Below are 24827 nucleotides of genomic sequence, written 5' to 3'. Positions count from 1 at the left end.
GCCAACAATAACAGACTGACCTGTGCAGTGTCATGCACTGGCCGGTCCGCCGGCATCGTGCGGTCCCTTTATGCCGTGGCCGGCACGAGAGCGTCCTGCCGCTCCTTCAGTATTGTTCGGGCGAGGCGGGTTTGGGGAGCATTGCGATGGCGCTCCGTGCTGTCCCCGTGAGCGTGGCGCTGTCGACGTCTGCCTTGGCGAGGCAGTCGATGCCCCGGATGACCGTCAGCAGCAGATAGCCCAGGGTACGAGGGTCCGCATTCCGGTCGACCTCACCCGCGTCCTGCGCGTCGCGTATCGCCGTCGCGAAGGTCGCGGCGATGTCGTCGTACGCGAGCCGTGCCCTGTCGGCCACTGCCTTGTCCAGGCCAGCGAGGTCTGCTGTCGCCTTGGTCAGGAAGCAACCGCGGTGGGGTGACTCCGCGCCGAAGTGCTCGGCCAATGAGACGAGGTAGTGCTCGAGCCGAGCCAACGGTGAGGGCGGCTGGGCGGCGGAGCCGTCCTCCAGGGCCTCGCGTGCCTGGCTGACGAGATCCTGGCAATAGTCGGAGAACACCCGCATATACAGGTCGTGCTTGTTGCCGAAGGCTTTGTAGATGCTGCCCTTGCCAAGACCGGTGACATCCATGAGGTCGTAGGTCGATGTTCCTTCATAACCTGTTGTCCAGAATTGGTCCCGCACGGTACTCAGAACCACCGACTCGTCAAAGCCCCGCCTTCTTCCCATACCCTGAGGATACGCGATAGTGGTCCGACTGGACCAGAATGTTGGCGCAGGTGTGGCGTGGCGGACGTTGACGCCCGTTGGCCGTCGCGCCGGCACTGGCCCGGCCGGGGTGGTCCGGGCGAACAGCAGGGTAGTCACAAGGGCGGTCAGGGCGAGGGCGGCCCCCGCGTACATCGCGACCGGAATGCCGGCAAGGTCGACCACGATCCCGCCGAAGAACGATCCGAAGGCGATGGAGAACTGGAATGTCGCGACGAACATCCCGGAACCGCCCTCGTTGGCCGTCTCGGCGTCGGCGTTGAACACCCAGGTCTGCATCGCGACCGGCGCACCCACGGACCACTGGCCGAGCAGGGGCATCATCAGAGCCGACAGGCCGAGCGTGACGATCACCGCGAGCACGGTGCTGAGCAGCCGCTTGCCGGGGGTAGCCGGTCGTGAAGTTCCCGACGATGCCGGCGATGGCGAAGGCGAGGAGCACGGTGCTGATCAGCCCGGCACTGGCGCCGGTTTGCTGTTCGAGGAACGGTGCGACGGAGGTGTAGGCGGTGAACTGCGCCGTGATGGTGAAGAAGGTGATCGTCAGGCCGACGCGGGCGTTGCGGCTCTTTACGAGTGTGTTCAGGGAACTGAGGGTTGTGACCTTCTCGACCCGGATACGCGGCAGCAGGCCGAGGGCTGCGACGATGAGGAAGGCTGACCGCCCGCCGAAGAGGTGGCCGAGGAGTGGTCCGGCGGGTACGCCGACGAACCACCATCACGGTCGTGGACGACGACGGTCAGTTACCAGAGCGACCGCCGGGCGCTCGCTGATGTTGGGGGACTCGCTCATGACGGCTCCTTGACAGGGACGTAGGGCCCGGGAGAAGGGGTCTACCCCGGACGACTCACTCGCCGAGGGAACCCGCGACATCGGCGAACCTCTCCAGCTCGCCGGCGACATCGGGTCCGGTGGGTTGGTAGACGATCTCCGTGATGCCCTGCCGGGTAAGCGTGGCCAGGTGCTCAGCGACCTGCGCGGCCCTACCGGTTACTGTGGTCCTCGGTACGGCGGCCCAGCTCCCCGCCTGCCAGGCTTCCTCGTCGGCGTTGCTCAGGGAGACCAGGTGCTGGTGGTGGATGGCCAGGTGCCTCTCGGCCTCCGGCGTCTTGTCGATCGCCGCCAACCACTCGGCGCCCCCGGGGAGCTGCGCGACGTCCCCGCCACCCTCGTGGATGGCGTGGAAGGCCAAGGCGTTGCCAGGTCCTGCGGCCGCGCGTACTCGCGACGAATCTAGCCGCTCGTCATCCGCCAGCACGGTGCCGTGCACGGGCATCGCCACCCAGGAGAAGTCCTTGACGGATTCCGGTACCTCGATGCCGTAGGTGATGAACAGGCCGTCGCCGAGATCGCGGGTGATGCCCATGCCCTTGGGGCCCAGCGCGGAGATGAGGACGGGTACCTCCACCGGACGAGCGGGGGCGTGGCCGTCAGGGTGAAGCATGCGCAGGCGCGAGCCCTGCCAGTCGACGGTGTCGCCGCGGAGCAGTCCTTGGAAGGCGGTGACGTATTCCTGCAGGTAGGACCACTTGATGGGGTTACGCCCAAGGGCCCGCATGCCGGCGAATCCGGTTCCGAAGGCCACCGCGGCCCGTCCTGGCGCCAGCGCTGCCAGGGCTGCGGCGCCGGCCGCATTGACCATTGGATGCCGCAGCGCGGGGATCAGCACGCCGGGCCCCAGACCGATGCTCTCGGTCTGCTGCGCTGCCAGGGCGAGGATCATCCAGACGTCCGGGCTCTGGTGTGGAGTGTCGTACAGCCAGGCGCGCCGGTAGCCCAGGCGCTCCGCGGTGGCAATGTGGCGCGGCGAGTCGAGGGCGGTGGGAAACGCAGCTGAGACCTTCATAGGTACACCTTTTCGGATAGGAGGAGGAGAAGGGGTGGCGGTTGTGAGGCGCCGCCGTTTCCAGGTGATGGGTAGAACCTCGGCTGTCATGTAGAGCGGGACGCGGGACGTGAACGGGCAGCCGGTCCCTGCGTTCCCGGCCGAAGTTGCGGGCCTCCTCGTCGGATGCAGAGGTAACGAGGTTCCAGCCGGCCCGGCCGCTGCTGAGGAAGTCCAGGGAGGCCACCCTGCGCGCCGCGTGGTGCGGCTCGTTGCAGGTGGTGGAGACAGTGACGGCCAGACCGATCCGCTCGGTGACCGCGGCAAGCGCGCCCAGGAGCGTGAGCGCCTCCGGCCGCACGTTGCTGGAGTACTCCACACCGGAGTCGAAGCGGTCCCACCCGTACAGCTCGTCGGCAAGGAAGGAAGTGTCGAACGTGCCCCGCTCGGCGGTCCTGGCCCAGTCGACGTAGTACTCCGGATCGAGGAACGCCTCAGGCTGGGCACCTGGCCGCCGCCAGGCGGTGATGTGGTCGCCACCTGGCCACCACTGGGCGGCGCCCAGGACCATATGGCGCCCAGTCGGGCTCATGTTCGATCACCTCGCCGATCGTCGACGCGAAGGGGGGTATGCGGCGCCGTGGCCCCGCGGGTCGGGTGGTGCTCGCCAGTACGGATGTCAAGTACAGACAGGTCTGTCTTTATGATTGACCATAGACGGACTTGTCTCATCGCGTCAAATGGCAAGCGGGGTGACATCGGGGAAGACCGGGAGCGCGTCATGGCCGTGAGGTGGCCGCCTGCGTCCCGCGCTGGCCGCCTTTCGTCGGTGAGGGCGAAACGGACGGCCGGGACGGTGGCCAGGGGTCAGGGAAGGGCGTCAACCGCCGGCGAAATCCTCAAGAGGCTCGGTGTCCATGGCGAGGCGCGCCGATTTCAGGGGCCGCTGCGGGCGGCCGGTGCCCGCCGCCGCTGGGCCGCGGCGCCGCCCCGCTCGACGCACGGCCGGGAAGCACCGACCGAGGCCGAATGCCGTGTCGCCCGCTTGATCGCCCAGGGACACACCGACCGGTCGGCCGAAGCCGAGCTCGTGCTCTCGCCCAATAGGGTGGCCACCCATCTGCGGTCGGCGTTCGGCAAGCTCAAGGTCACGTCCCGGGTGTGGCTGGCAATGGCCGTGCTCTCCGATGGCTGGGGCCGAGCCCGGGCCGGCGCTCCGTGCTATGGCCGGGCGCGTTGCCGCTTGGGGGCGGCCAGAACGTACGTATCGTAGAGGCGCTCCCGCGGTGCGTCTGCCTGCCGTACTTCCATCCGGTCGGTACTTGCGCGATCGATTCGGACGCCGACGCGGTGGTGGGCGGAACTCAAGGTGCATGGCGTCGACCGGCTGCGGATCGCCGACGTCTCCATCATGCCGAAGACCACGTAGGCCAACGCCAACGCTTCATCGATGACGATCGGCGGACTCGCCGCCAGGTTCATCGCCGACTGACGGGCGGGCGGCGGAGCGCCCGGCAGAAGCGGGCCCGATTCCGCCTGTGCGAAGACGCCGGAAAACAGCGTATGTGCTTCCTTGACATAGTCAGACAGGTCTGTTTCTATTGGCCGAGGAGACAGACCTGTCTGTTATTCCATTGCCCTTCCCGGCGCCGGAACTGGCGCCGCGGGTCGGCTACCACCCATACGCCGCGAGTCGTACCGCACAGGAGCTGAAAATGGACAAGCCTGTCATTCTGATCACCGGAGCGCTCACCGGCATCGGCCGCGCCGCCGCCGTCGCCTTCGCCAAGAAGGGGGCGAAGGTGGTCGTTGCCGGTCGGCGTGATGAGGCCGGCAAGGCGCTCGTTGAGGAGCTGCGCTCTTTCGGTTCGGAGGCCGAGTTCATCAATGCCGACGTCCGCGAGGAGGATGACGTCCGTGCTCTGGTCGACGGGACCGTCGCGCGGTTTGGCCGTCTCGATGTCGCGGTGAACAATGCCGGCACCGAAGGCCAGGTCAGCCCGATCACGGACCAGAGCGCGGAAACCTATGCCGCGACGTTCGACACGAATGTTCTCGGTGTGATCCTGAGCATGAAGCACGAAGTGCGTGTCATGCAGGGACAGGGTAGTGGCAGCATTATCAACATCTCCTCGACCTATGGGCACGAGGGTGCGGCCGGGGCCTCCGTCTATGTCGGCAGCAAGCACGCCGTCGAAGGCATCACCAAGTCGGTTGCGCTCGAGGTCGCCAAGTCGGGAATCCGCGTGAACGGCGTGGCGCCTGGTCCTACGGACACTGGCATGCTGACCCGTTTTGCGGGCACGCCGGAGAACAAGGCGGGTCTGGTGGCGGAGGTTCCGCTGGGCCGCCTCGGCCTCTCGGAGGAGCTCGCCAACGCGATCGTCTTCATCGCGTCGGACGAAGCTTCATTCATCACCGGCCATATCCTCAACGTCGACGGCGGTCACACCGCTAACTGATCCTGTCCGGGCGCGGAGGTTCGCTCCGCGCCCAGTCAGCCCGGATCGTGCGTGACGTGCGTGAAACAGTTGCGGCCTTGGTGGTCGGGGCCGCTTGGCTGTCCGCCCGAGCAGGGATTCTTCTGCTTGTTGAAGGTTCAAGAACTAGCTCGGGAGGATCACCTTGAAGGTGACGCGCGATGGGCGCCGGATGAAGGTAGATGTGACGTCGGACGGAGAGGGGGTGGTGTCGCACGCGGGCAGCGCCGTGCCGGCCGAGGTCGCTGACAAGACCGGGCTGACACGGGCGCTGTCGACCGGGCTTGCGGGGCCTCAGCGGCGCGTTCTGCGCGAGGATGTACTCCACGGGCTGACCCGCACCCCCAAGACGCTGCCGCCCAAGTGGTTCTACGACGCGCGTGGCAGCGAACTGTTCGAGGAGATCACCAGGCTGCCCGAGTACTACCCGACCCGCGCGGAGCGGGAGATCCTTGTCGCCCGCGCGCCGGAGATCGCGGCAGCGACCGAGGCCCGCACCCTGGTCGAGCTGGGCTCCGGATCCTCCGAGAAAACCCGGCATCTACTCGACGCGCTGACCGATCTACACACCTACGTGCCGGTCGATGTGAGTGAGAGCGCGCTGACTGGGGCGACCGAGTCGCTGCTTGCCGAGCGGCCAGGCCTCCAGGTGCACGCACTGATCGCCGACTTCACCGCCGGTTTCGCACTGCCCGGCACACCGGAGCCACGGCTGGTCGCGTTCCTCGGCGGCACGATCGGCAATTTGCTGCCCCCGGAGCGCACGGCCTTTTTCGCATCGGTCCGGGCGCTGCTAGTGCCCGGCGATGCGCTGCTGCTCGGCACGGATCTCGTCAAGGACGAGTCCACGCTGGTCAGGGCGTACGACGACGCGGCCGGTGTAACGGCCGCGTTCAACAAAAACGTCCTCTCGGTTATCGACCGCGAGCTCGGCGCGGACTTTGATCCCGACGATTTCGACCATGTGGCGCTTTGGAACGCGGAGCACGAGTGGATCGAAATGCGGCTACGGGCCCGGCGCCCCCTCAGTGTAAAGGTCCCCGGATTGGACCTGGTGGTGCAGTTCGAGGCCGGCGAAGAGGTACGTACGGAAGTCTCTGCGAAGTTCCGTCAGGACAGCGTCCAAACGGAACTGGCGGGCGCCTGTATGAAGTTGACGCGCTGGTGGACCGATGAGACCGGCCGGTTCGCCGTGTCACTCGCCAGAGCACACTGAGCTCCGAAAGCCGATCCAGGACCTGACCGCGATCGCCGAAGCCGCCGGCCGCCCCTCCCGCCAGCGCACCACGCTGTACGGCGAGGTGCCGGCCGAACGCATCACCGCCGGTCTCGCCTCCGACGGCCACCTGCCCCAACTCCTCCCCGTCATCAACACCGAGGCCCTCCACACCACCGATCCACACGGCACCACGGGTGCGGCCACGAGTGCGGGTGCGGGGCCGGTAGGTCGTCACCGATGATCCCCAACAGCTATGCCGACGCCGGCGCTGCCGGCTCGAGGCCATCCTCTACGGTGCCGGTGACCGCGGCGTCGAGCAGTGCGGACGCTGCGGCGCGTGCGGCGATGGCCGCCGAGGGGTCGTGGTCCATCCGCGCCGACAGGCCGGCGCCGTCGTAGAGGAGCTGCAGCTGCCTGGCCAGGGCCTCGGGATTCGCCGCCCCGGCGTCCTTCGCGAGGCCGGTGAACTTAGCCCGTATCCACGCGCGGTACTCGTCGGCAGCCTGGTCCACCAGGCTGCCCGGGCGGGCCTCCGCGGCCGCGCTCACGAAGGCACAACCGTGAAAGTCCGGCTGGGCGAACACCTCACCCTGCGCCTCGAAGACACTCAGCAAGCGCTCCCGAGGGGTGTCGTGGCGGGCGATGGCGCGCTCGATCCCCTCGGAGGTACTGGTGTGGTGCGAATCGAGGTACGCGCGGATCAGCTGTTCCTTGCCGCCGAAGGTGTTGTACAGCGATGCTTTCGCCACACCCGCGTGCTCGATGATCCGGTCGATACCGACGGTCTGTACGCCCTCCGCATAGAAGAGTTCGTTGGCGGCGGCAAGCAGACGCTCGCGCGCCGAAGGCTTCGTCGCACTTCTGGTGTTCGCCATGCCCTCACCTCCAGGTATAGATCTGTCTGTCTAGTGTACGCGGACATCAGTCCACAGTGAGCTGTACCTGCTCCTGATAGAAGGCGACGTGGCCGGCGATGGCGTCCACGGCCGTGTAGGGCTCATCGTAGGTCCACACGGCGTCGGTGATGTCCCGGGCGGGTGTGACGATGGTGTAGTAGGACGCTTCTCCCTTGTACGGGCAGTAGGTGTGGCTCTCCGTCCGCCGCAGTCGCGCCGTGTCGACGTCGGTCAGAGGGATGTAGTGCACCGGCGGATAGGCGGCCTCGTTCATGGTCAGTGCGGAGGTCGTGTCCGCGATGACCACGCCGTCCACGTGGACGACCAGGCGGTTCGGGTTCCGGTCGATCGCGATGGGGTGGTCGGGGCCCGGCGTCTTGACTTCTCGTGCCATGGATTGTCCTTTCCGTTCATGGTCCGGCATCGTGCTCAGCCTGCCGGGATCGGTTCGAGGGCGAACACGGGGACTTCCCGGCCGGCTGTGGCCCTGTGCTCGGGGAAGTGCGGCCAGTGGGCATCGGCCACCGCCCACCAGCGAGCTTTCGCCTCGCCGTGGACCTCGCGTGCCGCCACCTCGATGACAGTGCTCCCGTCCCGCAGACGTATGAGCGGATGGGCCTTGAGGTTGTGGTACCAGGAGGGATGGCGGGTAGCGCCGCCGGCCGAGGCAACCACGACATAGGTGTCGCCCTGCCGGGTCCGCATGACGGGTGTCTTGCGGATCCGGCCGCTCTTGGCACCCTTGATGGTCACGATGACCACCGGCTTGCCTTCCAAGGTGCCCCCTTCGACACCGTCAGTGGCCTCGCAGAGCTCGACGCCGCCGGACCCGCTCACTGGGGCTCGGATCGTAGTCTTCGGCAAGGTCAGTCTCGGTGGGCATGGCGTCATCCTCCTGGTGTGCTGCTGCTTGACCGGGTCAGCCCGCGATGAGGTCGAACTCGTTGCCCTCGGGATCGGCGAGGGTGGTCCACCGCGCGTCGCCCTGCTTCATGTCGCGGATATGGGTGGCGCCGAGGCCCAGCAGCCTCTTCGCCTCCGCCTCGTACTCGCTGTTGATGAGGTCCAGGTGCAGGCGGTTCTTGACCGTCTTAGGCTCCGGAACCTGATGGAAGGCGAGCCGGGGTCCGGTCGTCGCCGGGTCGGTGGCGTTGATGGCGGCGAACTCGCTGTTCGCTCCCGCGTTGACGGGGCGTCCCAGGGCCTCGGACCAGAAGGCCGCCAGCTTCTCGGCGTCGGCGCAGTCGCATCACCGCAGTTCACAGCACCGGATCGTATTTTCGAGCGGCACAGGAGCCCAGATTCGCGATGATGATGAAATACCAGACATATATGTAAATCATGTATTTTCGAACGATGACCTCTGAGCGCGCGTTGCCGGCCGATTGGCTCGACCGCACGGCCGACGCAAACGGTGTGATCCCGGCGGGAACACACCTCGCAGGCGGGACGGCCGCGGTGGACAGCCCTGAGCGCATGGTGGCCGCCGCAGTGCCGGGGTCCTCCGAGGTGGTCGGCGCGCCGATCGCGATGATTGACGCGGAAGGGGCAGTGGTCGGGTGGACGCAGGCTGCCCAGCGGCTGGTCGGCTACTCGCCCGCGGAGGTGGTGAGCCGACCTGCCGGGGTCATGCTGGCGTTTGCCGAAGACTGGGCGAAGGCATCCGCCTTCGCGGAGCGGTGCCGTGTCCGGGGTGGCTGGTCCGGCCTTGCGGCACTGCGCCACCGCGACGGCCGCAGGCTCGATGTGAGCCTGCGGGTCTCCCCGTTGTCGGGGCAGCACGGCAGCGCCCGTTGGCTTGTCTCGGTGACCGACATGGCCGCGGTTTTCTCATCGGCGGTAAACGGATTGAGGCTATCGTCGCTTCTGATCCGCGCACCGATCGGGATCGTCGTCCGCGACGTGGAGCTGCGCTGCACCTGGGTGAACGACATCGCAGAGCTCCGGGACGGCATCCCTCCCGAGATGCGGCTGGGGCGGCGGCTGCCGGAGACGGTGCCCGGCTTCGAGGCCGAAGCGATGGAGGCGGTGACGCGGCAGGTACTGGAGGGCGGTACCCCGGTGGTCGACCTTGAGTACCCGGCATGGCTGCCGGCGGATACGCCTTGGAAACACGCGTTCGCGGTCTCCTTCTTCCGCCTCGATGACGCTGAGGGCCACGCGCTGGGCGTGTGCGCCATGTTGGTGGACGTCACCGACAGAGAGCGGGCGCGCGAGCGCCTGGCGGTCCTCAGCGAGGCCAGCACGCGGATCGGCACCACCCTGGACGTCATGCGGACCGGCCAGGAACTGGCCGACCTTGCGGTGCCGCTCTTGGCCGATTTCGTCGCCGTCGACCTGACGGAATCGGTCCCGCTCGGTGAGGAGCCGCTGGCCCGGCTGGGGCCGATGGGTGAGCAGATCCCCGTCGTCCCCCGCGCGGGCATGGCGTCGATCCGCCCCGGGGCCCCGGAGTCCCTCTACCCACGAGGGGAAGCGGTCTTTGTCCCACCAGCCTCGCCCTACATCCGCGTCCTGTCCTCCGGGAAGTCCCACCTGGAACCGGCCATAGTCACCTCCCCCGGCACCTGGCTCGACCAGGACCCGGCACGGGCGCAGAAGATCCACGAGTACGTCATGCACTCCTGGATGTATGTGCCGATCCACGCGCGCGGCACCGTGCTGGGCGTGGCGGTCTTCGTCCGTACGGAGGACGCGGTGCCGTTCGAGGAGGACGACCTGCTCCTCGCCGAGGAGCTCGTCGCCCGGGCCGCGCTGTCCTTGGACAACGCCCGCCGGTACACCCGCGAGCGCACCGCGGCCCTCGCGCTCCAGCGCAACCTGCTCCCACATCATCTGACGGGCGGGTCCGCCGCCGGGGTGGCCTCGCGCTACCTGCCGGCCGACATCCACCACGGCGCCGGGGGCGACTGGTTCGACGTGATCCCGCTGTCCGGGGCCCGGGTGGCCCTGGTCGTCGGCGACGTGGTCGGGCACGGCATCAACGCCGCCGCCACCATGGGCAGGCTCCGCACCGCCGTGCACACCCTCGCCGACATGGACCTGCCCCCCGACGAACTGCTGACCCGCCTTGACGACCTGGCCATCCGCCTCACCGAGGAGGACACCGACGCCAAGGGCCCGGCCACCGGCGTGATGGGTGCCACCTGCCTGTACGCCGTCTACGACCCGGTCACCCGGCGGTGCACGATGGCCCGGGCCGGCCACCCCCCGCCCGCCATCGTCGACCCGCACGGCCACGTCACCTTCCCCGACCTCCCAGCCGGAACCCCCCTCGGCCTCGGGCTGATCCCCTTCCCCTTCGAGTCCGTGGAGCTGGAACTGCCCGAAGGGAGCGTGCTCGCCCTCTACACCGACGGCCTGGTCGAAACCCACGACCAGGACATCGACGCCGGGATGCACCGCCTGGCCACCGTCCTGGCCCGCCCCGGCCTCCCGCTGGAAGACCTCTGCTCGGCCGCGGTCGACACGCTGCCGGCCCCAGCACCGTGCGACGATGTCACCCTGCTCCTCGCCCGGACCCGCACCCTCAGCCCGGATCAGGTGGTCTCCTGGGACCTGCCCACCGACCCGGCCGCCGTCAGCACCGCCCGGTCCCTGGCTCTCCGCCAACTCACCCACTGGGGACTGCAGGACCTGGCCACGACCAGTGAGCTGATCGTCAGCGAACTGGTCACCAACGCCATCCGCCACGCCACCGGCCCGATCCGCTTGCGCCTGATCCGCCACCAGCTCCTGACCTGCGAAGTCTCCGACACCAGCAACTGCGTCCCACGCGTGCGCCACGCCCGGACCACCGACGAGGGCGGCCGCGGCCTCCTCCTGGTCGCCCATCTGTCCCACCGGCGCGGCACCCGCTACACACCGGACGGCAAAACCGTGTGGGCCGAGCAGGAACTACCACCCGCGATCCGAGGAGGGCCGGGGACTGGCGCGGTGGCGTGATGCTCCGTTTCCAGTGCGCTTCCATCGGCTGCGGCTTCCCCGAGTGTTGTGGGGATCAGGACATCCGCGATCGCCTCGAAGTCGCTGTTCATGCCCTTGCCCAAGAAGTCTGCGCGGACGCGGTGGGCGTGGAGGTAGCGGGTGATCGCTTTGGGCAGCTCTGTGGGGTCGATCTGCTGGTTCTTCGGCTGGTCGATCATCGGGTCTGCTTCCTTGGGCAGGGTGCGGGGCCGTGTCAGATGGCGGGAGGGGTGCCGCCGTCGATGACATGCTCGGCACCGACGATGGCCGAGGCCCGGTCGTCGTGGCCCTCGCGGCATGGGGGAACGCCCGCCTCGACCCGCAGAAGCGCAGCATGATCCTGGTGGACGCCCACAGTGGCGAAGAGGTCGAACCCGTCGTCGTCGACGCGGCCACCGGTCGCCGGCTCGACGACAGCGATGCCTTCGTCTTCACCGCCGGTCCGGCCGCCAGCGACGCGATGCGCGGACGCTACCCGGCCAGGACGCCGCACACCCCTGACAGCCCCTGACAGCCGCCGGCCGTCGCGCAGGCCGGCGGCCGTGCCTGCGCGACGGCCGGATCCTGTGTTCGAGGCGCGTCCTGCACGCCGGGCGAGGGCGTGAAAGGCGCTCGCCGCGCAGGGCCCGAACGTCGTGCTCGCCGGGCGGCGTCAGAAGGAGCTGGATCGGGTCGCCGCGGAGATCGGGGACGTCGGCGGTACAGCGATTGCCGTCCGCACCGATGTCCGTGTCCTCCCCGCGGCTGAGGCTACGCGCCCAGAGCCTTGCGCAGCACGGCGATCCGTTCGGCCGCCTCCCGCTGGGACACGACGGCGTCGCCGATCACGGATGAGCCGTGGAACGTGCCGGGGAACAGGTGGAGTTCGACCGGGACGCCCCCGGCGAGCAGCGCCGGGAATTGCGTCACCGCCGCGAGCTCGGGATCGAACGCGTACTTGGCCGGGATCGTCATGGGTACCTTCTTGAGGATCGTCTTTCGGGGTGGGCCGGGGCGGGAGAACCGCTCCGACAGCCGGGTGCGCGAACGGTCGACGGCGCACAGCCGTGGATTCGAAGTCAACCGCCGCCATCGGGTGACTGGCGTGGACACTCCGTTGATCGTCGCGCACCCGGGCCGGCCTTGACGGGCTGAGCCTCCGACGCGCCGGAGAGCACCAGAGTGCTGGCTGGCGCGGTTTGCATCGCTTCGGTCAGTCGCCGCTGGGCGTGGCGTCTTCCAAGGGGACCGCCTGTCGCACGGCGGGCCGGATCAGCGTTGGATGGCCTTGGTCTCCAGGAACTCCTCCAGGCCGAGGCGGCCATACTCGCGGCCGTTGCCGGACTGTTTGTAACCGCCGAAGGGAGCGAGCGGGTTGAACTGACCGCCGTTGATGTCGACCTGTCCGGTGCGCATGCGCTTGGCGATGGCCAGGGCGTGCTCGCCTTCGCCGAAGACGGCGCCGTTGAGGCCGTAGATGGTGCTGTTGGCGATCTGCACGGCGTGGTCGTCGTCGGTGTAGGGGATGACGGCCAGCACGGGGCCGAAGATCTCCTCTTGGGCGATGACGGAGTCGGGGTCGACGTTGGCGAAGATCGTGGGCCTGACATAGGCACCGGTGGGCAGTCGGTCGGGCCGGCCGGGGCCGCCGAGGACGAGGGTTGCGCCGTCGGCGATGCCCCGCTCGATGTACGCGGTCACGCGTTCGCGCTGGGCTTCGGAGGCCAGCGGGCCGAGCCGGGTGGTCTCGTCGGCCGGGTCGCCCACCGTGTACTCGTCGGCCGCTTCTCGGAGCAGGTTGACGACCTCGTCGTGCAGGCCGGCCGGGACCAGCATGCGCGTGTAGGCGCCACAGATCTGGCCATTGTTGGTCCAGGCGCTGGCGAGCCCGCGGGTGACGGCGTCCTTCAGGTCGGCATCGGGCAGGATGATGTTGGCGGACTTGCCGCCCAGTTCCAGGGCGACCCGCTTGACCGTCTTGGAGGCAGCGGCGGAGACCTGTTTGCCGGCGCGGGTGGAGCCGGTGAAGGACACCATGTCGATGCCCGGGTGCGCGGCGAGCGCCTCACCGACGACTTGGCCGGTCCCGTGTACGACGTTGAGCACGCCGGCGGGCAGGCCGGCCTCGGTGGCGGCCTCCGCGAAGGTCCGGGCGACCAACGGGGCGACTTCGGACGGCTTGAGGACCACGCTGTTGCCTGCGAGCAGGGCCGGGATGACCTTGGTGACGATCTGCTGGAGCGGGAAGTTCCACGGAACGATCGCTGCGACCACGCCGATCGGCTCCCGCACGATCAGCGAGTTCGCGATCTCCTCACTCCAGGGGAAGTCCTCCGCGACACCGGCGAGGGTCTCGATCGTCATGGGCGGCAGCCCGGTCGCGACCCTGCGGGCGAAGGAGATCGGGGCACCCATCTCGGCGCTCATGGCGGCCGCGATCTCCTCGCCGCGCGCCTTGAGGCCCGGGGCGATGCGGCGTATAACCGCGGCGCGCTCGGCCGGCGCTGTCGCCGCCCACGCCGGGAACGCGGCGGTGGCCGCAGCCACGGCGCGGTCGACGTCGGCTGCCGTGCCCTCGGGGACGGTGGCGATGACGACGCCGGTGGCCGGGTTGAGCACTTCGATCGCCGGGCCGTCGAAGAGCACGGCCCGACCGTCGATCCAGTGGGCGGGGGCAGGGAAGCTGAGTTCCTTGTTGCTGGTCATGCCGCCCAGCGTCACAGGAAGCAATGAGCGCAACCAGGGACAGGTAGTCCCGTGATCCCGGTCACTCAATACTGCGGCCGCGGTGCATCAGCCACGGACACTCTGCCCCTGGCTGAGCCCTTGAACCTCCCATCACTGTGCCGCTGGGGGTTGGGAATACCTCCGACCTGAGTGGCGCTCACCAAGAAGGCGAGCCCCTAGATCTTGCTCGTCGAGGGCTTGCCGCCCCTGCCCGTACGGAGAGGAGAGTGCGCATGGACCGCGTCGAGCTCGCCGATTTCCTGCGCACCCGGCGCGAGGCGCTGCAGCCCGAGGACGTCGGCCTGCTCCGCACCCGTCGCCGGCGCATCGGCGGCCTGCGTCGGGAAGAGGTCGCCGCCCTCAGCAACATGTCGACCGACTACTACAGTCGCATTGAGCAACAGCGCGGCCCTCGCCCCTCCGAGCAGATGCTCGCCGCCATCGCACAGGGCCTGCGCCTGACCCTCGACGAACGCGACCATCTCTTCCGGCTGGTCGGCTACGCCACTCCCCAGCGCGTCGCCCGCACCGACCACGTCAACCCGGGCATGCTGGCGATCTTCCAGCGGATGGAGGACAGCCCGGCCCAGATCATCAACCACCTCGGCGAAACCCTCGCACAAAACCGGTACTCCACTCTCCTCATCGGCGACCAGACCCGGCATGCCGGCATGGCCCGCGCCCTGGCCTACCGCTGGTTCACCGACCCGGCCGAACGTAAGCTCTTCCCCGCCGAGGACCACGCCCGGCACAGCCGGACCGTTGCCGCACAGCTACGGGGAGCCCACGGCCGCGACCTCGCCGACCCCCGCACCGGGGCCCTCGTGAACACGCTGCTGAGGACCAGCAAGGAATTCGCCGAGATCTGGAGCGAACACCCGGTCATTGGCCGCTACTGCGAACCCAAGCGCATCAACCACCCCCGGGTCGGTTCCCTGGACCTGCACGGGCAGAGCCTGATCGACCCCGACCAGTCCCAGATCCTCACGGTCTTCACCGCTAGCCCTGGCAGCGAAGGCCAGGAGAAACTCCAGTTCCTTGCCCTCCGCGGCGGCCAACTCGTCTGACAGTGGGTGCCGGACCGCCCGCCGTGCGGGGCTATCGAGGCAGACGCTGTCGAACGTCAGGGCGGGCGAGGGGAATCCGGCGACCGAGGCGCTGTTCGCGGCCGCGCTGGCGCTGGGGGTGGTAGCTGCTGCCGGGCGCTGGTGCCGGGTGGGAGGCTTCGGCCTGTTTGAGCACGCCTCAGGCGTGAGATTGCCGGTCTCCGACGACGGAGAGGAGTTGGAGTTTTTCGTGGCTTTCGGTTCCGGGGGTGGCGGTGTAGACGAGGAGGACCTGCGCCTGGTCGGCGTCGAAGAGGACCTGGCAGTGGAGCTCGAGGATGCCGAGCCCGGGGTGCTGAACGCGTTTGCTGTCACGCTCGCGGCGCACGCCGATCTCGTGTGCACTCCACAGGCCGGCGAACTCACTGCTTTGCTCCAGTAGGGCGTCGACGATCTGGCCGGCTCGGGAGTCGGCTCCCTGGCGCGAGTAGACGGCGCGCAGTTCGGAGGTGAAGATCCGGCTGTGCATTGAAGTTCCCCCGCTGGTCTGGACAGCCTGATACTGGGACGGATGGGTCCCGGAGGAAGCAGTTCAGGTAGATGAGTGGCAAGAGCAACATGAGCAAGCGGTACACGCCCGAGTTCAAACGGGACGCGGTGGAGCTGGTCCGGTCGTCCGGGCGGACTCCGACCGAGGTGGCGCGTGAGCTGGGGGTCAGCCCTGAGGGGCTGCGCGGCTGAGTGAACCAGGCGAAGGGCGCGGCTTCGGCCCACCGGCGCCATGGGCCTCACCCACCCTGGGTACCGTGTGAACATGCCCACTTCCGCGGAGCTGCGTCGGATGCGCCGGATTCACCGCTGGTTGGAGATCATCCTGCCGAGGGTGGTCCGGCGTATGGTCAACGGCCGTGCGCCGCAGCCCGGTTGGTTGCCTCGCCGCTGGCTGACCGTGGTGTCGGGTGACGTCGACCTCGACGCGGGTATCGGCGCGGTCTGGCTGGTGTGGCGCCCCAGGGCCGCGAAAGCCGAGACGCACACCGCGCTCATGGAGCTCTGCGGCGAGGAGTGGCAGTACACGGGCGGTGGCGGCAGTTCAGATGGTGATTTGCCTGCGGGAAGGCCGGCGGCGGCCCAGCCCGGGCAAGTCGGCATGATTGAGCTCGGCGGAGGCGCAGGCGTTCTGAGCCGTGCCTACCGCCTGCGGCATCCGCATCCGCACTCCATCGGGACGGCCCCCTGGGTCGGATCCAACGAGCTCCAGGCGGCTGCGGAGGTGGACCATCTCCTCCTCGGCGAGCGACGGATCGAGGTGCCCGGGAACAGCAGTCTCATCGTCGTCTGGAAGTCCCCGTCCACAGGCCGCCGGGGGATACGACCGCTCATCGTGGCCGTGGGGCGCGACGGCTCGGAACTCTCCAGATTCGGCCCTCACGACAGTATGGACAGCTACACCTGGGCGAAGTTGAGCGGCCAGTAGGAGTCAAAAGCTTCGGACTGTCAGCACAAGCACATCCAGTGACCGCAACTCGTATACGCCTCCGCGCCACAACCCCGCACGCCGACACCCGCACCTCTTCATGGCATCAGCCCCGCCCAACTCGTGACACCTAGATACGCGATGCCATTAGTAAGGTGTCGACCGGCAACCTTGCGACGGCCCGCGAAGCGCCTGCTCAGACGGCTGCCGGACGACGAGACCCATCGCCGAGTCGGGGCTTGAGACCACGACGTCGCGGGTTCGCATCCTTCGCGATTCGCGACGCTCGGGGATCAAAAACAGCTTCTAAAGGTCAGCCCACGTCGGGCCCGGCTGATCTCAGGACCAGCCGGGCCCTTTCTGGTTTGTCGGCGGCGGCTGAATTTGGTCGGCGGTTCTGCGATGCCGATGAAGTTCCCGCCCATGGACCGGATACGGACCGACCACCCAAGCGCTGTGAGGTCGTCCGTGAGTGTCCGGACATCGTGGAATACCTTCACGATGCGGTACTGACTGCCGTCAGCGAGCCGGCGCAGCGCCGCCGGGGCCGGCAGGTTCGTGAGGACTTCCTCCTCTGCGGCTGCGGCGGGGCCATCGTCGATGAAGATCGCTTTGCCGCCCGGCGCGAGCGCGGCGGCGACGGTGTTCCAGAAGTCGGGCAACCGCGCCGGCGGAACATGGGAGAGCCAGAAAGCGAAAAACACAATGTCATAGCGTCGCAGCGGCTGCCACTCGAACAGGTCGGCCTCAAGGAATTGGACGGTGGGGGATGCGATACGCGCACGAGCGAGGGCCAACACTTCGGCTGCCGCGTCGACAGCCGTCACCGACTGCGCCCGCGCGGCGAGCAGCGGGGTCCACTGGCCGTTCCGCAGGCCAACTCCAGCACATCCCCCGCAATAGGGAGGTCATCGACAACAGCCAGCAACTCCTGCAGGTCTTCGCGCTCCGCATAGGGCCGGTCATATTCGGCCGCGCCGACCCTGTAGTAGGCCATCTGCTCTGCCAGAAGAGCGTCGTCATCCAATGCAGGTTCCTCTCATCTGGGTTCGGTCAGAGCCAAGCGCGCTTAGCTCGCCAACTTGGTCGCCACAGACACTGTCGGCCTTCACCTATGGGCAAGGTCAAGAGTCATGAGGGCCTGGGACCGTCCTCGCACCCGCTGCCCTAGGGCCTGTCTGGAGTTGTGATCAGTGGTGGGGAAAAGGGCTGGAGGGAGGATGATCGGGCTGGTAGCTTGCAGTTGACCGTGACACCGCCCGAGGAGGTGAGACCCATGAACGCTGTATCGATGTGGGTGCTCCCCCTTCCCGTCACGGTCGGGCGATTGACGTAGGTGTCGCCGGGAGCGCCTCGACAACAAGGCACTCCTGAAAGGCAACACCTATGCATTCTCTGCAGTTCACCGCCGACTCGTCGTCGAACGGCATGGTCGAGCGCGACTTCACCGTGGGCGACGTCCCCGGAATTCTCTGGTCGCCGGCCTCCGGCGCCGATCGCGCGCCCCTGGTCCTGATGGGCCACGGTGGGGGCACCCACAAGAAGCATCTGGCGATGGCGGGCCGGGCACAGCGTCTCGTGACCGGCGGCGGCTTCCATGTCGCCGTCATCGACGCGCCCGGTCACGGCGACCGGCCGCGCACGGCGCACGACGAGCAGGAGATCGCCGAGCTGTACCGGGCGAGGGCGGCGGGCGAGCCGGAAGGGCCGATCGTCGTCCGTTACAACGCCCACCTGGCGGAGCTCGCCGTGCCCGAGTGGCAGGCGACCCTGGACGCCCTTCAGGAACTTCCGGAGATCGGCGCCGATGGGCCGGTGGGCTACGTCGGCATCGGCTTGGGCACCGCGATCGGGGTGCCGCTGGTGGCGATCGAGCCCAGGATCACGGCCGCGGTCTTCGGCCCGCACTGGCCCGATGTCCTGGTCGAGAAGGCGAAGCAGATCACCATCCCGATTGAGTTCGACCTGCAGTGGGACGATGAGCGCATCCCGCGCGAGGCTGGCCTCGCGCTGTTCGACGCCTTCGCCTCGAAGGAGAAGACGTTGCACGCCAACGCGGGCAAGCACATGGAACTGCCCAGGTTCGAGGCCGACAGTGCGGTCCGGTTCTTCGCCCGGCATCTTGGCCGGGCGGTCACCTCACCGGCCTGACGGTGAGCGGTAGCGGCGTCCGGTCTGCCCAACGGGCGCCGCTACCGCGGCCCGGGTTGAGGCTGCGTATCCAGATGATGGATCCGTGTAGCTGGAGCCCTGCCATGTAGCTCGCGGGCATGTTGTCGTAGCGGGTAGCCAGGCCCCGCCACGCTCGGATCTGGTTGATGCAACGCTCCACCGTGTTGCGCTCCTTGTACTGCTCAGCGTCATGGACTACCGGTCGGCCGCCGTCCCTGCCGCGCTTCTTGCGGTTCGCGGCCTGATCGGCCTTCTCCGGGATGTCCGCCTTGATCCCGCGTCTGCGCAGGTAGGTGTGGTTCGCCCGCGAGGAGTACGCCTTATCGGCAGCGACCGCGTCCGGTCGGGTGCGCGGACGGCCCACCGGCCCGCGTACCTTGACCTTCTCCAGCACCGCGACGAACCGGGGACCGTCGGCGGCCTGCCCGGGCGTGAGCACGAACGCCAGCGGGCGGCAGCGCCGGTCTGCTGCGAGGTGGACCTTGCTGGTCAGCCCACCGCGCGAGCGGCCCAGCGCCGCCGCCTTGAGCCGGGCCCGGCGGCGCGGACGCAGCCGTCGGCGCTCGGCCCGCTCGGACCAACAGGTCGGCGAGCCGACGGTCGCCGGGGTGGTTTGCCCGGTTTCCGCGGCCCCCTTTCCTGCTCCGCGGCCTCTTCCCGCGCCGCCAGGACCTCCGGTTCCACCACCATCCCGGCCGCGTCGTGATGGGCGCGGGCCACCGTGGAGTCCACGCTGACCAGGGACGCCGCGCCGCGCGGCCTCGGCGATCATCCCCTCCATCAGCGCGGCGAACACTCCGACGTCGCGCCACTGGGCAAAGCGGTCGTAGACCGTCTGCCAGGCCCCGAACTCTTCGGGCATCTCTCGCCATTGGCTGCCAGTGCGGAACCGCCAGATGACGCCCTCGAACTGTTCGCGCAGGTGCTGCGGGAAGGGGCCGTACCGTCCTATCGGCAGGAACGGCTCTATCAGTTCCCACTCACCATCGCTCAGTTCACGTCGCGTCACCGCAGCGTTCCACCAGCTCGGTGTGCCCCTCGGGTCCGAAACAGACCGCACTGATCACGACTCCAGACAGGCCCTAGTTCGGAGAAGGTCTTCTCTGCGCGTTCTGGAACCGTACAGCGGATGAGTGTGTGCACCTGACGGGCTGCCCGCGAGCCGACTACCTGAACAACCCACCGGCGGCTCAGCTCGGGCTTGCGTATCCGGGTTCGCGTGTGTGGAAGACCAGAGAAGCAGTGGTGCGGCAGCGGAAGATTGAGATGCTGGGCTTCGACCCTTTCGAGCAGTGGGCACCCTGACGGATCGCGGCCATCAGACGGGGCCGCGGTGGGACGGGGACGGGCTCTCCCACGAGTGGGGGCAAGACTGTGAGCGGCGTGGCACCCTCAGCTCCGCTGATGTGACTGGTCGGCCGCCAGGTCACGTAGCAGAGCTGTGGCCCGCGTCGCGGTCTCGCGGGTGCCGTAGGTGGCGGTGATTTCCCCGCCGTCCCCGCTGCGGGCGGATAAGCTCCAACGGCACCTGGCCGCGGCCCGCCCCCACCTCGCCGACGGCGACGCGAACCTGCTCTGCACGCTCGTCGGCCGCCTTCCCGGCCTGCCTGCGATCGAGCACGTCCCCACCCACGGCGACCTGCAACTCCTTCATTGGGCACGGGACGGTCCTTCGCCCCGGGCGTCGATGCGTGGGACGGCGGGTCTACTTCAGCAGCGAGAGATCCACCGCGTTCGCCAGCGCCTGCATGCCGGCTTCGTTCGGGTGGAGGTGATCACCGGAGTCGAAGGCGGGGTTGAGGGCGGCCGGGTCGGCCGGGTCGGCGACGGCCTTCTCGAAGTCGACCACGCCGTCGAAGGCCCCGCTGGTGCGGATCCAGTTGTTGACCGTCTGGCGTGTCGCTTCCGCGGAGTCGCTGTAGTAGCCGGCTCCCTTGTCCGGCAGGATCGTGCCGCCGATGAGCCGGACTCCGGCGGCATGGGCCTGCTGGATCAGGTTCTGGTAACCGTTGATCAGGTCCTGCGCCGTGAGCGGGCCACCGTTCGGACCGGTGTTGTTGCCGATGTCGTTGACGCCCTCCAGCAGGATCACGTCCTTCACTCCGGGCTGGCCCAGCGCGTCGTGGGCGAAACGCTTGGTGGCGGCGATGCCCTGCCAGATGTTCGGCTCGTCGGTCAGGACCCGGTTGCCGCCGAGACCGGCGTCCACCACACCCATGGGCTGGGTTCCGGCCAGCCGCCGGGCCAGGTCGTCGGGCCAGCGGTGGTACGCGCCCGCCGGGGTGTTGTACCCGTCGGTGATGGAGTCGCCGAAGGCCACCACGGTGCCGTTGGCGTCGGGCGAGATCACGTCGAGCCCGGAGAGGTAGTACCAGGAGGTGGTCGAAGCGATGTAGTTGCCGTCCGCCGTGTCGGCGGTGTGGTCGCCCGGGTTGGACAGGTAAGTGGTGTCGAAGGCGTCGGAGTGCCAGGTGGCGGAACTGGTCGCGTGCGGCAGATAGATGCTGACCAGGACGTTCTGGTCGGCCTTGACGGACATCGAAACCGGGTCGCTGGCCAGCTCCGCCCCGGCCGCGATGGTCACGGACGTCGTGCCGGCGAAGGTGACCGTGTGCTGCGATCCGGCGACCGCCGTGGCCCGGTCGGCCTGTTCAGCGATGGTGACCGCTCCGACGGTCAGCGGGATGGTGCTGCGCAGGTTGGACAGGTGGATACGCAGTGCGCTTCCGTCGATGCTGGAGTGCGCGACCATCCTGATGGTCTGGTTGTTGAAGTTCGGTCCGCCGATCGTCATGCTCGGCGCCCATGCCGCGACCCGCTGGGGGTTGGATGACTGGGTGCCGGCCGACTGGTGGTTGGCTGGGTGGTGGTTGGGCGGCTGGCCTTCGGCGAAGGGCGCGCCTGCCATGAGTCCGGCGACGGCGGTGGTCGCCGCCAGCAGGGCCAGCAGCGTTCTTCTCTGTGTGACGAGCATGGTTCACCTTTCTCCCGGCCGGGGACCGGTGGCCGGTGCCCGTGGACGTCATGCGCCATGCGGCCGCATTACGGCCTGTTTTCTGGGCAGGCGTCAGGGCACCGGCGGTCAATCGGTCGAAACGGCTCGGTTGTTCGGGCCCCGGACAGGAATCCGCGGCGATCAGGGGCAGTCGGTGACGCTCATGGCGATCGGTGCCGATCGGGCGATCGGCGATCCGTACGCCCCGTGGCGGTCAGCTCAGCGTGTAGCCGTCCACCAGGAGGTAGGTGCCGCTGAGTTTGGTCACCGTCAGCGTGTGCTGGCCGGCGGTCAGGCCGGACACCGAGTACAGGCTCTGCTGGGAGTGCCGATCCGGGGTGTTCGCGCTGACCGTTCCCTTGGAGACGCCGTCCAGGGTGATCCCGATGTCGCCCTCGTCGGAGTTGGTCTCGGTGAGGAAGCTGATCCCGGTGCCGGTGAAGGTGATCGTGGCGGCGGCGCCGTTCTGCTGGGTGTGGTGCACGCCGTTGTCGAGGTCGCCGGTGCTCCGGGACCCGCTCGACGACCAGCTGCCGGTGTACGCCACGCGCAAGTCGTCGTCGTCGACCACCTTGCCCGGCAAAGTGCCGGGACCCGCGGCGTTCACGATCGCCTGGGCCGCGGTCGGCCAGTTCCCGTCGGTCACCACGGTGGCCTGCTGGAAGGTGATGTTGGTGCCGTTGTTGTTGTAGGAGGCGGTGTCGCTGTAGTTGTCGTGGATCGAGTCGTCATGGATGCTCGGCGTCCACAGGTTCGTCCACAGTGACCCGTTGCTGAACCGCACCACGTTGTCGTGGGTGTTCCACAGCGAGCTTCCCTCGTCGTGGTAGATCATGTTGCAGCCGTCGATGCACTCTGACAGGACGTTGCCGGCGAACTCCGAGGACGCGGCCTGGCCGCCGAGGGTGTAGATCGGTCCGCCGTCGTTCAGCGCGCCCATCACGCTGTGCACATGGTTGTCGAGGATCTGGTTGCCGCCCGTGTAGGTGGTGCCGTGCAGGCACGGGTTGGGCAGTCCCTGCGCGGCCTGGAGTGTGCAGTTCGACGCCCAGCCCCAGCCCCAGCCGATGGACATGCCGGAGTACGGCGTGTAGCCGACGTCGTTGTGCGAGATGACGGTTCCCTTGCTGTGCCCGACCCAGATGCCGACCGCGTCCTGGTATTCCTGGCCGGGGAACTGCACGATGCTGCCGGATATGGTGTTGCCGCTCGTCATCAGCGCGGGCTCGGTCTGGTAGTAGTCGTCGACCTCGCCGATCGCCACTCCGATGCCCGATGTGTCGGTGATGGAGCTTGCGTTGACCGTGGAGTCCTGAGTCTGGTCGGCCAGGTCGATCCCGCTGGTGCCGGTGTGCTGGACGACGTCGTCGGTGAAGGTGATCCGCGCACCGCGGTGCACCTGGACCGCGGCGGGGATACGTGTCGGCGTACGCGTCGTCGGATCCCAGATCACCCCGGCCTGGTTGTCCACGTAGCCCTCGGCGGTCGGGGCATTCCAGGTAGCGTAGATGAAGGTGATTCCGGAGAAGACCAGGTCGTGCACGGGTGCGATTACGTCGGGGATCACGGTGAAGCCGTCGACCAGCAGATACGATCCGCCGGTCTTGACCAGGCGCAGGGTGTGCGTGCCCTTGGACAGTCCGGTGACGGAGACCATGGCCTGCTGTGCGAGCCGCTCCGGGCCGTTGCCGGAGACCGTCGACAACTTGTTGCCGTCGATGTAGACGTCCGCGGTGCCCTCGTCCGAGTTGGTCTCGGAGAGCACCTGGATGCCGGTGCCGTTGAAGGTGTAGCTGACGGCGTCGCCGTTGGTGGAGGTGTAGTGCACGTCGGCGCCGAGGTCACCGAGGTGCCGGCCGTTGGAATAGGCCCAGCTTCCGGTGTAGGCCGCTCGCCAGTCGGTGTCGTTCAGTGGGGCCAGGTGTCCCGGGGTGCCGGAGGCGTCGAGCAGTTCGGGTGCGACCGGCAGCTCGACGTCCGCGGTGGCCAGGTCTTCGCCGGCCCTGGGCACGTAGTAGAGGTAGCCGGCGCTGCCGTCGAGGTAGAACTGGCCGGGGGTGCCGAGCAGTTGGTACGCGTTCTCCAGCCAGGTGATGCCGTCCAGGGTGGGCAGGCCGGCGCCGTTGAACGGGAAGCTGGGGTTGGGCACCGAGTTGTGGTTGTTGTTCCAGCAGCCGGGGTCGACGGTGAGGTCGGAACCTCCGGACGCGGAGCGGGTGATGGACGCCAGCGGGCAGCGCATCTGCTTCCAGGCGTTGTTCTCGACGACCTCGACCTGGGCGGGGTTGGTCCACGAGGTGTACGACGGGGCGCTGGTGGTGAAGCCGGTGGCGGTCACCGATAACCCGGATGGGTTCCTCGGTCCCCGCGCACGGTCCGCGCGCACGCCGTTGACGAACAGCTCCCGGCTGTCGACACCCGTCGGGACCGTGGCGCGGTAGATGTTCTTGGTGGCGTCCACCTTCGAGAACCCGGTGACGCGGACGGCGCCGCTGAGCACCGGTGTCTGGCCGGCGGCCGCCTGGTACACCACCGGGTGGTTGGGCCGGCCGGAGTCCTGGACGCCCAGCGTGAACGGGCTGGTGAGCCGGTACGTGCCGCCCTCCAGCTCGACCACGACGTCCCCGGTGGCGCCGGGGACCAGGGCCCTGGCCTGGTCGCGGGCGGTGTCCAGGGCGCACGGCTCTTGCGTAGTGCAGGCAGTACCACTGCCATCGGGCGCGACGACCAGGGCGTTCGTATCCGCGACGGATCTGGGTGGGCCACCGGTGAAGCCGAAACAGGCAGCGGCGGCGACGACAAGGCAAGCAACGACAGTGTTGCGCATCGTAAGTCTCCAGCAGGAAGGGCGGAGGTCAGACGTCCAATGAATGTACGGGTCCTCGCCGCCAACTCCTAGAGTCTGGCGCGATCCATGGCGAGAAGATCCGACCTATTGCTGGTCCGCTTGGCTGTCTTGCCTGTCGTCCTGCTTGGGCGGCCCGTCCGGTTTCGCCGGTGGTGATCTCGGTGTGCGGGCAGCCGGAGACCCGGCGGGTCTTGGTGATGACGCCGATGCGTGCGGCGATCTTCTCGGCGGTGTTGTAGTAGCGGCCGCCGGCTGAGTGCTGGAGCCTGCCGAGGTCCTCGCGGGCCTTGGCCAGGCGTTTCTCTCTCTGTCAATGTGGAATGAGTCGGGTAAGGTGACCGATTCATTCAGTTGAGGGCGGAGAAGGAGGAGTGCCCGAAGTGGCCAGCACCAACGACCACGGGACACCGGATCCGCAGGTAGAACCCCG

20 protein-coding genes and 5 pseudogenes are annotated in these 24827 nt (G+C 68.2%); 11 read left to right on the top strand and 14 right to left on the bottom strand.

Annotated features, from left to right (window positions below; all coding sequences use genetic code 11):
- Positions 1-106: 106 nt before the first annotated feature.
- Positions 107-1120, bottom strand: a complete 1014-nt coding sequence (locus tag FCI23_RS40345; protein WP_136729105.1) for a TetR/AcrR family transcriptional regulator — start codon at positions 1118-1120, stop codon at positions 107-109.
- On the opposite strand from FCI23_RS40345, the gene FCI23_RS40340 reads away from it, so the two are divergent.
- Positions 1110-1427, top strand: a complete 318-nt coding sequence (locus tag FCI23_RS40340; protein WP_136729104.1) for a hypothetical protein — start codon at positions 1110-1112, stop codon at positions 1425-1427. The genes FCI23_RS40345 and FCI23_RS40340 overlap by 11 nt on opposite strands.
- Positions 1428-1614: 187 nt before the next feature.
- Here the strand turns inward: FCI23_RS40340 and FCI23_RS40335 are convergent, their stop codons facing one another.
- A complete protein-coding gene (locus FCI23_RS40335) occupies positions 1615-2613 on the bottom strand; it encodes an LLM class flavin-dependent oxidoreductase (RefSeq protein ID WP_136729103.1) in 999 nt (332 codons plus the stop codon).
- Between the two features lie 130 nt (positions 2614-2743).
- Positions 2744-3163 (bottom strand): annotated as a pseudogene (locus FCI23_RS40330) (LLM class flavin-dependent oxidoreductase); the annotation flags it as partial.
- Between FCI23_RS40330 and FCI23_RS40325 the strand changes: the two are divergent.
- From FCI23_RS40325 to FCI23_RS40310, 4 genes are all read left to right on the top strand, one after another.
- The gene (locus FCI23_RS40325) at positions 3164-3865 is read left to right on the top strand and encodes a helix-turn-helix transcriptional regulator (RefSeq protein WP_136729102.1); all 702 of its coding nucleotides are present in this window, start codon (positions 3164-3166) and stop codon (positions 3863-3865) included.
- A gap of 442 nt (positions 3866-4307) precedes the next feature.
- Complete coding sequence (locus FCI23_RS40320; protein ID WP_136729101.1) at positions 4308-5054, top strand: SDR family NAD(P)-dependent oxidoreductase; 747 nt, start codon at positions 4308-4310, stop codon at positions 5052-5054.
- Positions 5055-5331: 277 nt separating this feature from the next.
- Positions 5332-6288: an L-histidine N(alpha)-methyltransferase gene (egtD, locus tag FCI23_RS40315; RefSeq protein ID WP_246144538.1), complete on the top strand. Its 957-nt coding sequence runs from the start codon at positions 5332-5334 to the stop codon at positions 6286-6288.
- Complete coding sequence (locus FCI23_RS40310) at positions 6245-6532, top strand: hypothetical protein (RefSeq protein WP_136729099.1); 288 nt, start codon at positions 6245-6247, stop codon at positions 6530-6532. Before egtD ends, FCI23_RS40310 begins: the two co-directional genes overlap by 44 nt.
- A gap of 10 nt (positions 6533-6542) precedes the next feature.
- On the opposite strand, the gene FCI23_RS40305 is transcribed toward FCI23_RS40310, so the two are convergent.
- From FCI23_RS40305 to FCI23_RS40290, 4 genes and pseudogenes are all read right to left on the bottom strand, one after another.
- The gene (locus FCI23_RS40305; RefSeq protein ID WP_136729098.1) at positions 6543-7166 is read right to left on the bottom strand and encodes a TetR/AcrR family transcriptional regulator; all 624 of its coding nucleotides are present in this window, start codon (positions 7164-7166) and stop codon (positions 6543-6545) included.
- A gap of 46 nt (positions 7167-7212) precedes the next feature.
- Positions 7213-7581, bottom strand: a complete 369-nt coding sequence (locus FCI23_RS40300) for a DUF427 domain-containing protein (protein WP_136729097.1) — start codon at positions 7579-7581, stop codon at positions 7213-7215.
- 35 nt (positions 7582-7616) lie between these two features.
- A complete protein-coding gene (locus tag FCI23_RS40295) occupies positions 7617-8024 on the bottom strand; it encodes a nitroreductase family deazaflavin-dependent oxidoreductase (RefSeq protein ID WP_322973973.1) in 408 nt (135 codons plus the stop codon).
- Positions 8025-8106: 82 nt separating this feature from the next.
- Positions 8107-8424: pseudogene (locus FCI23_RS40290) on the bottom strand (VOC family protein); the annotation flags it as partial.
- Between the two features lie 119 nt (positions 8425-8543).
- Between FCI23_RS40290 and FCI23_RS40285 the strand changes: the two are divergent.
- Complete coding sequence (locus tag FCI23_RS40285; RefSeq protein ID WP_322973972.1) at positions 8544-11132, top strand: SpoIIE family protein phosphatase; 2589 nt, start codon at positions 8544-8546, stop codon at positions 11130-11132.
- A gap of 286 nt (positions 11133-11418) precedes the next feature.
- A pseudogene (locus FCI23_RS40280) lies at positions 11419-11664 on the top strand (winged helix-turn-helix transcriptional regulator); the annotation flags it as partial.
- A gap of 239 nt (positions 11665-11903) precedes the next feature.
- Here the strand turns inward: FCI23_RS40280 and FCI23_RS40275 are convergent.
- Positions 11904-12107: an alpha/beta hydrolase family protein gene (locus FCI23_RS40275; protein ID WP_211265670.1), complete on the bottom strand. Its 204-nt coding sequence runs from the start codon at positions 12105-12107 to the stop codon at positions 11904-11906.
- A gap of 297 nt (positions 12108-12404) precedes the next feature.
- Complete coding sequence (locus FCI23_RS40270; RefSeq protein WP_136729096.1) at positions 12405-13838, bottom strand: aldehyde dehydrogenase family protein; 1434 nt, start codon at positions 13836-13838, stop codon at positions 12405-12407.
- Between the two features lie 254 nt (positions 13839-14092).
- On the opposite strand from FCI23_RS40270, the gene FCI23_RS40265 reads away from it, so the two are divergent.
- Complete coding sequence (locus FCI23_RS40265) at positions 14093-14926, top strand: helix-turn-helix transcriptional regulator (RefSeq protein ID WP_136729095.1); 834 nt, start codon at positions 14093-14095, stop codon at positions 14924-14926.
- Between the two features lie 178 nt (positions 14927-15104).
- Here the strand turns inward: FCI23_RS40265 and FCI23_RS40260 are convergent, their stop codons facing one another.
- A complete protein-coding gene (locus FCI23_RS40260) occupies positions 15105-15434 on the bottom strand; it encodes an MmyB family transcriptional regulator (RefSeq protein ID WP_169317158.1) in 330 nt (109 codons plus the stop codon).
- A gap of 71 nt (positions 15435-15505) precedes the next feature.
- Between FCI23_RS40260 and FCI23_RS40255 the strand changes: the two genes are divergently transcribed.
- Positions 15506-15646, top strand: a complete 141-nt coding sequence (locus FCI23_RS40255) for a transposase (RefSeq protein ID WP_169317157.1) — start codon at positions 15506-15508, stop codon at positions 15644-15646.
- 73 nt (positions 15647-15719) lie between these two features.
- Positions 15720-16382: a hypothetical protein gene (locus FCI23_RS40250; protein ID WP_246144536.1), complete on the top strand. Its 663-nt coding sequence runs from the start codon at positions 15720-15722 to the stop codon at positions 16380-16382.
- Positions 16383-16675: 293 nt separating this feature from the next.
- On the opposite strand, the pseudogene FCI23_RS40245 reads toward FCI23_RS40250, so the two are convergent.
- Positions 16676-17379, bottom strand: a pseudogene (locus tag FCI23_RS40245) (class I SAM-dependent methyltransferase).
- A 389-nt stretch (positions 17380-17768) separates the two neighbouring features.
- Between FCI23_RS40245 and FCI23_RS40240 the strand changes: the two are divergent.
- Positions 17769-18533, top strand: a complete 765-nt coding sequence (locus tag FCI23_RS40240) for an alpha/beta hydrolase (RefSeq protein ID WP_136729094.1) — start codon at positions 17769-17771, stop codon at positions 18531-18533.
- A gap of 58 nt (positions 18534-18591) precedes the next feature.
- Here the strand turns inward: FCI23_RS40240 and FCI23_RS40235 are convergent.
- The 3 genes and pseudogenes from FCI23_RS40235 to FCI23_RS40225 all read right to left on the bottom strand — a co-directional run.
- Positions 18592-19563: pseudogene (locus FCI23_RS40235) on the bottom strand (IS5 family transposase); the annotation flags it as partial.
- A 696-nt stretch (positions 19564-20259) separates the two neighbouring features.
- A complete protein-coding gene (locus tag FCI23_RS40230; RefSeq protein ID WP_136729093.1) occupies positions 20260-21528 on the bottom strand; it encodes an SGNH/GDSL hydrolase family protein in 1269 nt (422 codons plus the stop codon).
- Positions 21529-21763: 235 nt separating this feature from the next.
- Positions 21764-24376 (bottom strand): hypothetical protein, encoded by a 2613-nt coding sequence (locus FCI23_RS40225; RefSeq protein WP_136729092.1) that lies wholly within the window; start codon positions 24374-24376, stop codon positions 21764-21766.
- Positions 24377-24827 lie beyond the last annotated feature (451 nt).

The sequence above is a fragment of the Actinacidiphila oryziradicis genome, assembly GCF_005047355.1.
Lineage (GTDB): Bacteria > Actinomycetota > Actinomycetes > Streptomycetales > Streptomycetaceae > Actinacidiphila > Actinacidiphila oryziradicis.
This window is presented reverse-complemented; position numbering and strand designations above follow the sequence as displayed.

Coding starts and splice junctions, on each gene's coding strand:
- FCI23_RS40335 (WP_136729103.1), bottom strand. CDS start 2,613: ATGAAGGTCTCAGCTGCGTTTCCCACCGCCCTCGACTCGCCGCGCCAC.
- FCI23_RS40325 (WP_136729102.1), top strand. CDS start 3,164: ATGGCGCCCAGTCGGGCTCATGTTCGATCACCTCGCCGATCGTCGACG.
- FCI23_RS40320 (WP_136729101.1), top strand. CDS start 4,308: ATGGACAAGCCTGTCATTCTGATCACCGGAGCGCTCACCGGCATCGGC.
- FCI23_RS40310 (WP_136729099.1), top strand. CDS start 6,245: ATGAGACCGGCCGGTTCGCCGTGTCACTCGCCAGAGCACACTGAGCTC.
- FCI23_RS40305 (WP_136729098.1), bottom strand. CDS start 7,166: ATGGCGAACACCAGAAGTGCGACGAAGCCTTCGGCGCGCGAGCGTCTG.
- FCI23_RS40300 (WP_136729097.1), bottom strand. CDS start 7,581: ATGGCACGAGAAGTCAAGACGCCGGGCCCCGACCACCCCATCGCGATC.
- FCI23_RS40285 (WP_322973972.1), top strand. CDS start 8,544: ATGACCTCTGAGCGCGCGTTGCCGGCCGATTGGCTCGACCGCACGGCC.
- FCI23_RS40275 (WP_211265670.1), bottom strand. CDS start 12,107: ATGACGATCCCGGCCAAGTACGCGTTCGATCCCGAGCTCGCGGCGGTG.
- FCI23_RS40270 (WP_136729096.1), bottom strand. CDS start 13,838: ATGACCAGCAACAAGGAACTCAGCTTCCCTGCCCCCGCCCACTGGATC.
- FCI23_RS40265 (WP_136729095.1), top strand. CDS start 14,093: ATGGACCGCGTCGAGCTCGCCGATTTCCTGCGCACCCGGCGCGAGGCG.
- FCI23_RS40260 (WP_169317158.1), bottom strand. CDS start 15,434: ATGCACAGCCGGATCTTCACCTCCGAACTGCGCGCCGTCTACTCGCGC.
- FCI23_RS40255 (WP_169317157.1), top strand. CDS start 15,506: ATGAGTGGCAAGAGCAACATGAGCAAGCGGTACACGCCCGAGTTCAAA.
- FCI23_RS40250 (WP_246144536.1), top strand. CDS start 15,720: ATGCCCACTTCCGCGGAGCTGCGTCGGATGCGCCGGATTCACCGCTGG.
- FCI23_RS40240 (WP_136729094.1), top strand. CDS start 17,769: ATGCATTCTCTGCAGTTCACCGCCGACTCGTCGTCGAACGGCATGGTC.
- FCI23_RS40230 (WP_136729093.1), bottom strand. CDS start 21,528: ATGCTCGTCACACAGAGAAGAACGCTGCTGGCCCTGCTGGCGGCGACC.
- FCI23_RS40225 (WP_136729092.1), bottom strand. CDS start 24,376: ATGCGCAACACTGTCGTTGCTTGCCTTGTCGTCGCCGCCGCTGCCTGT.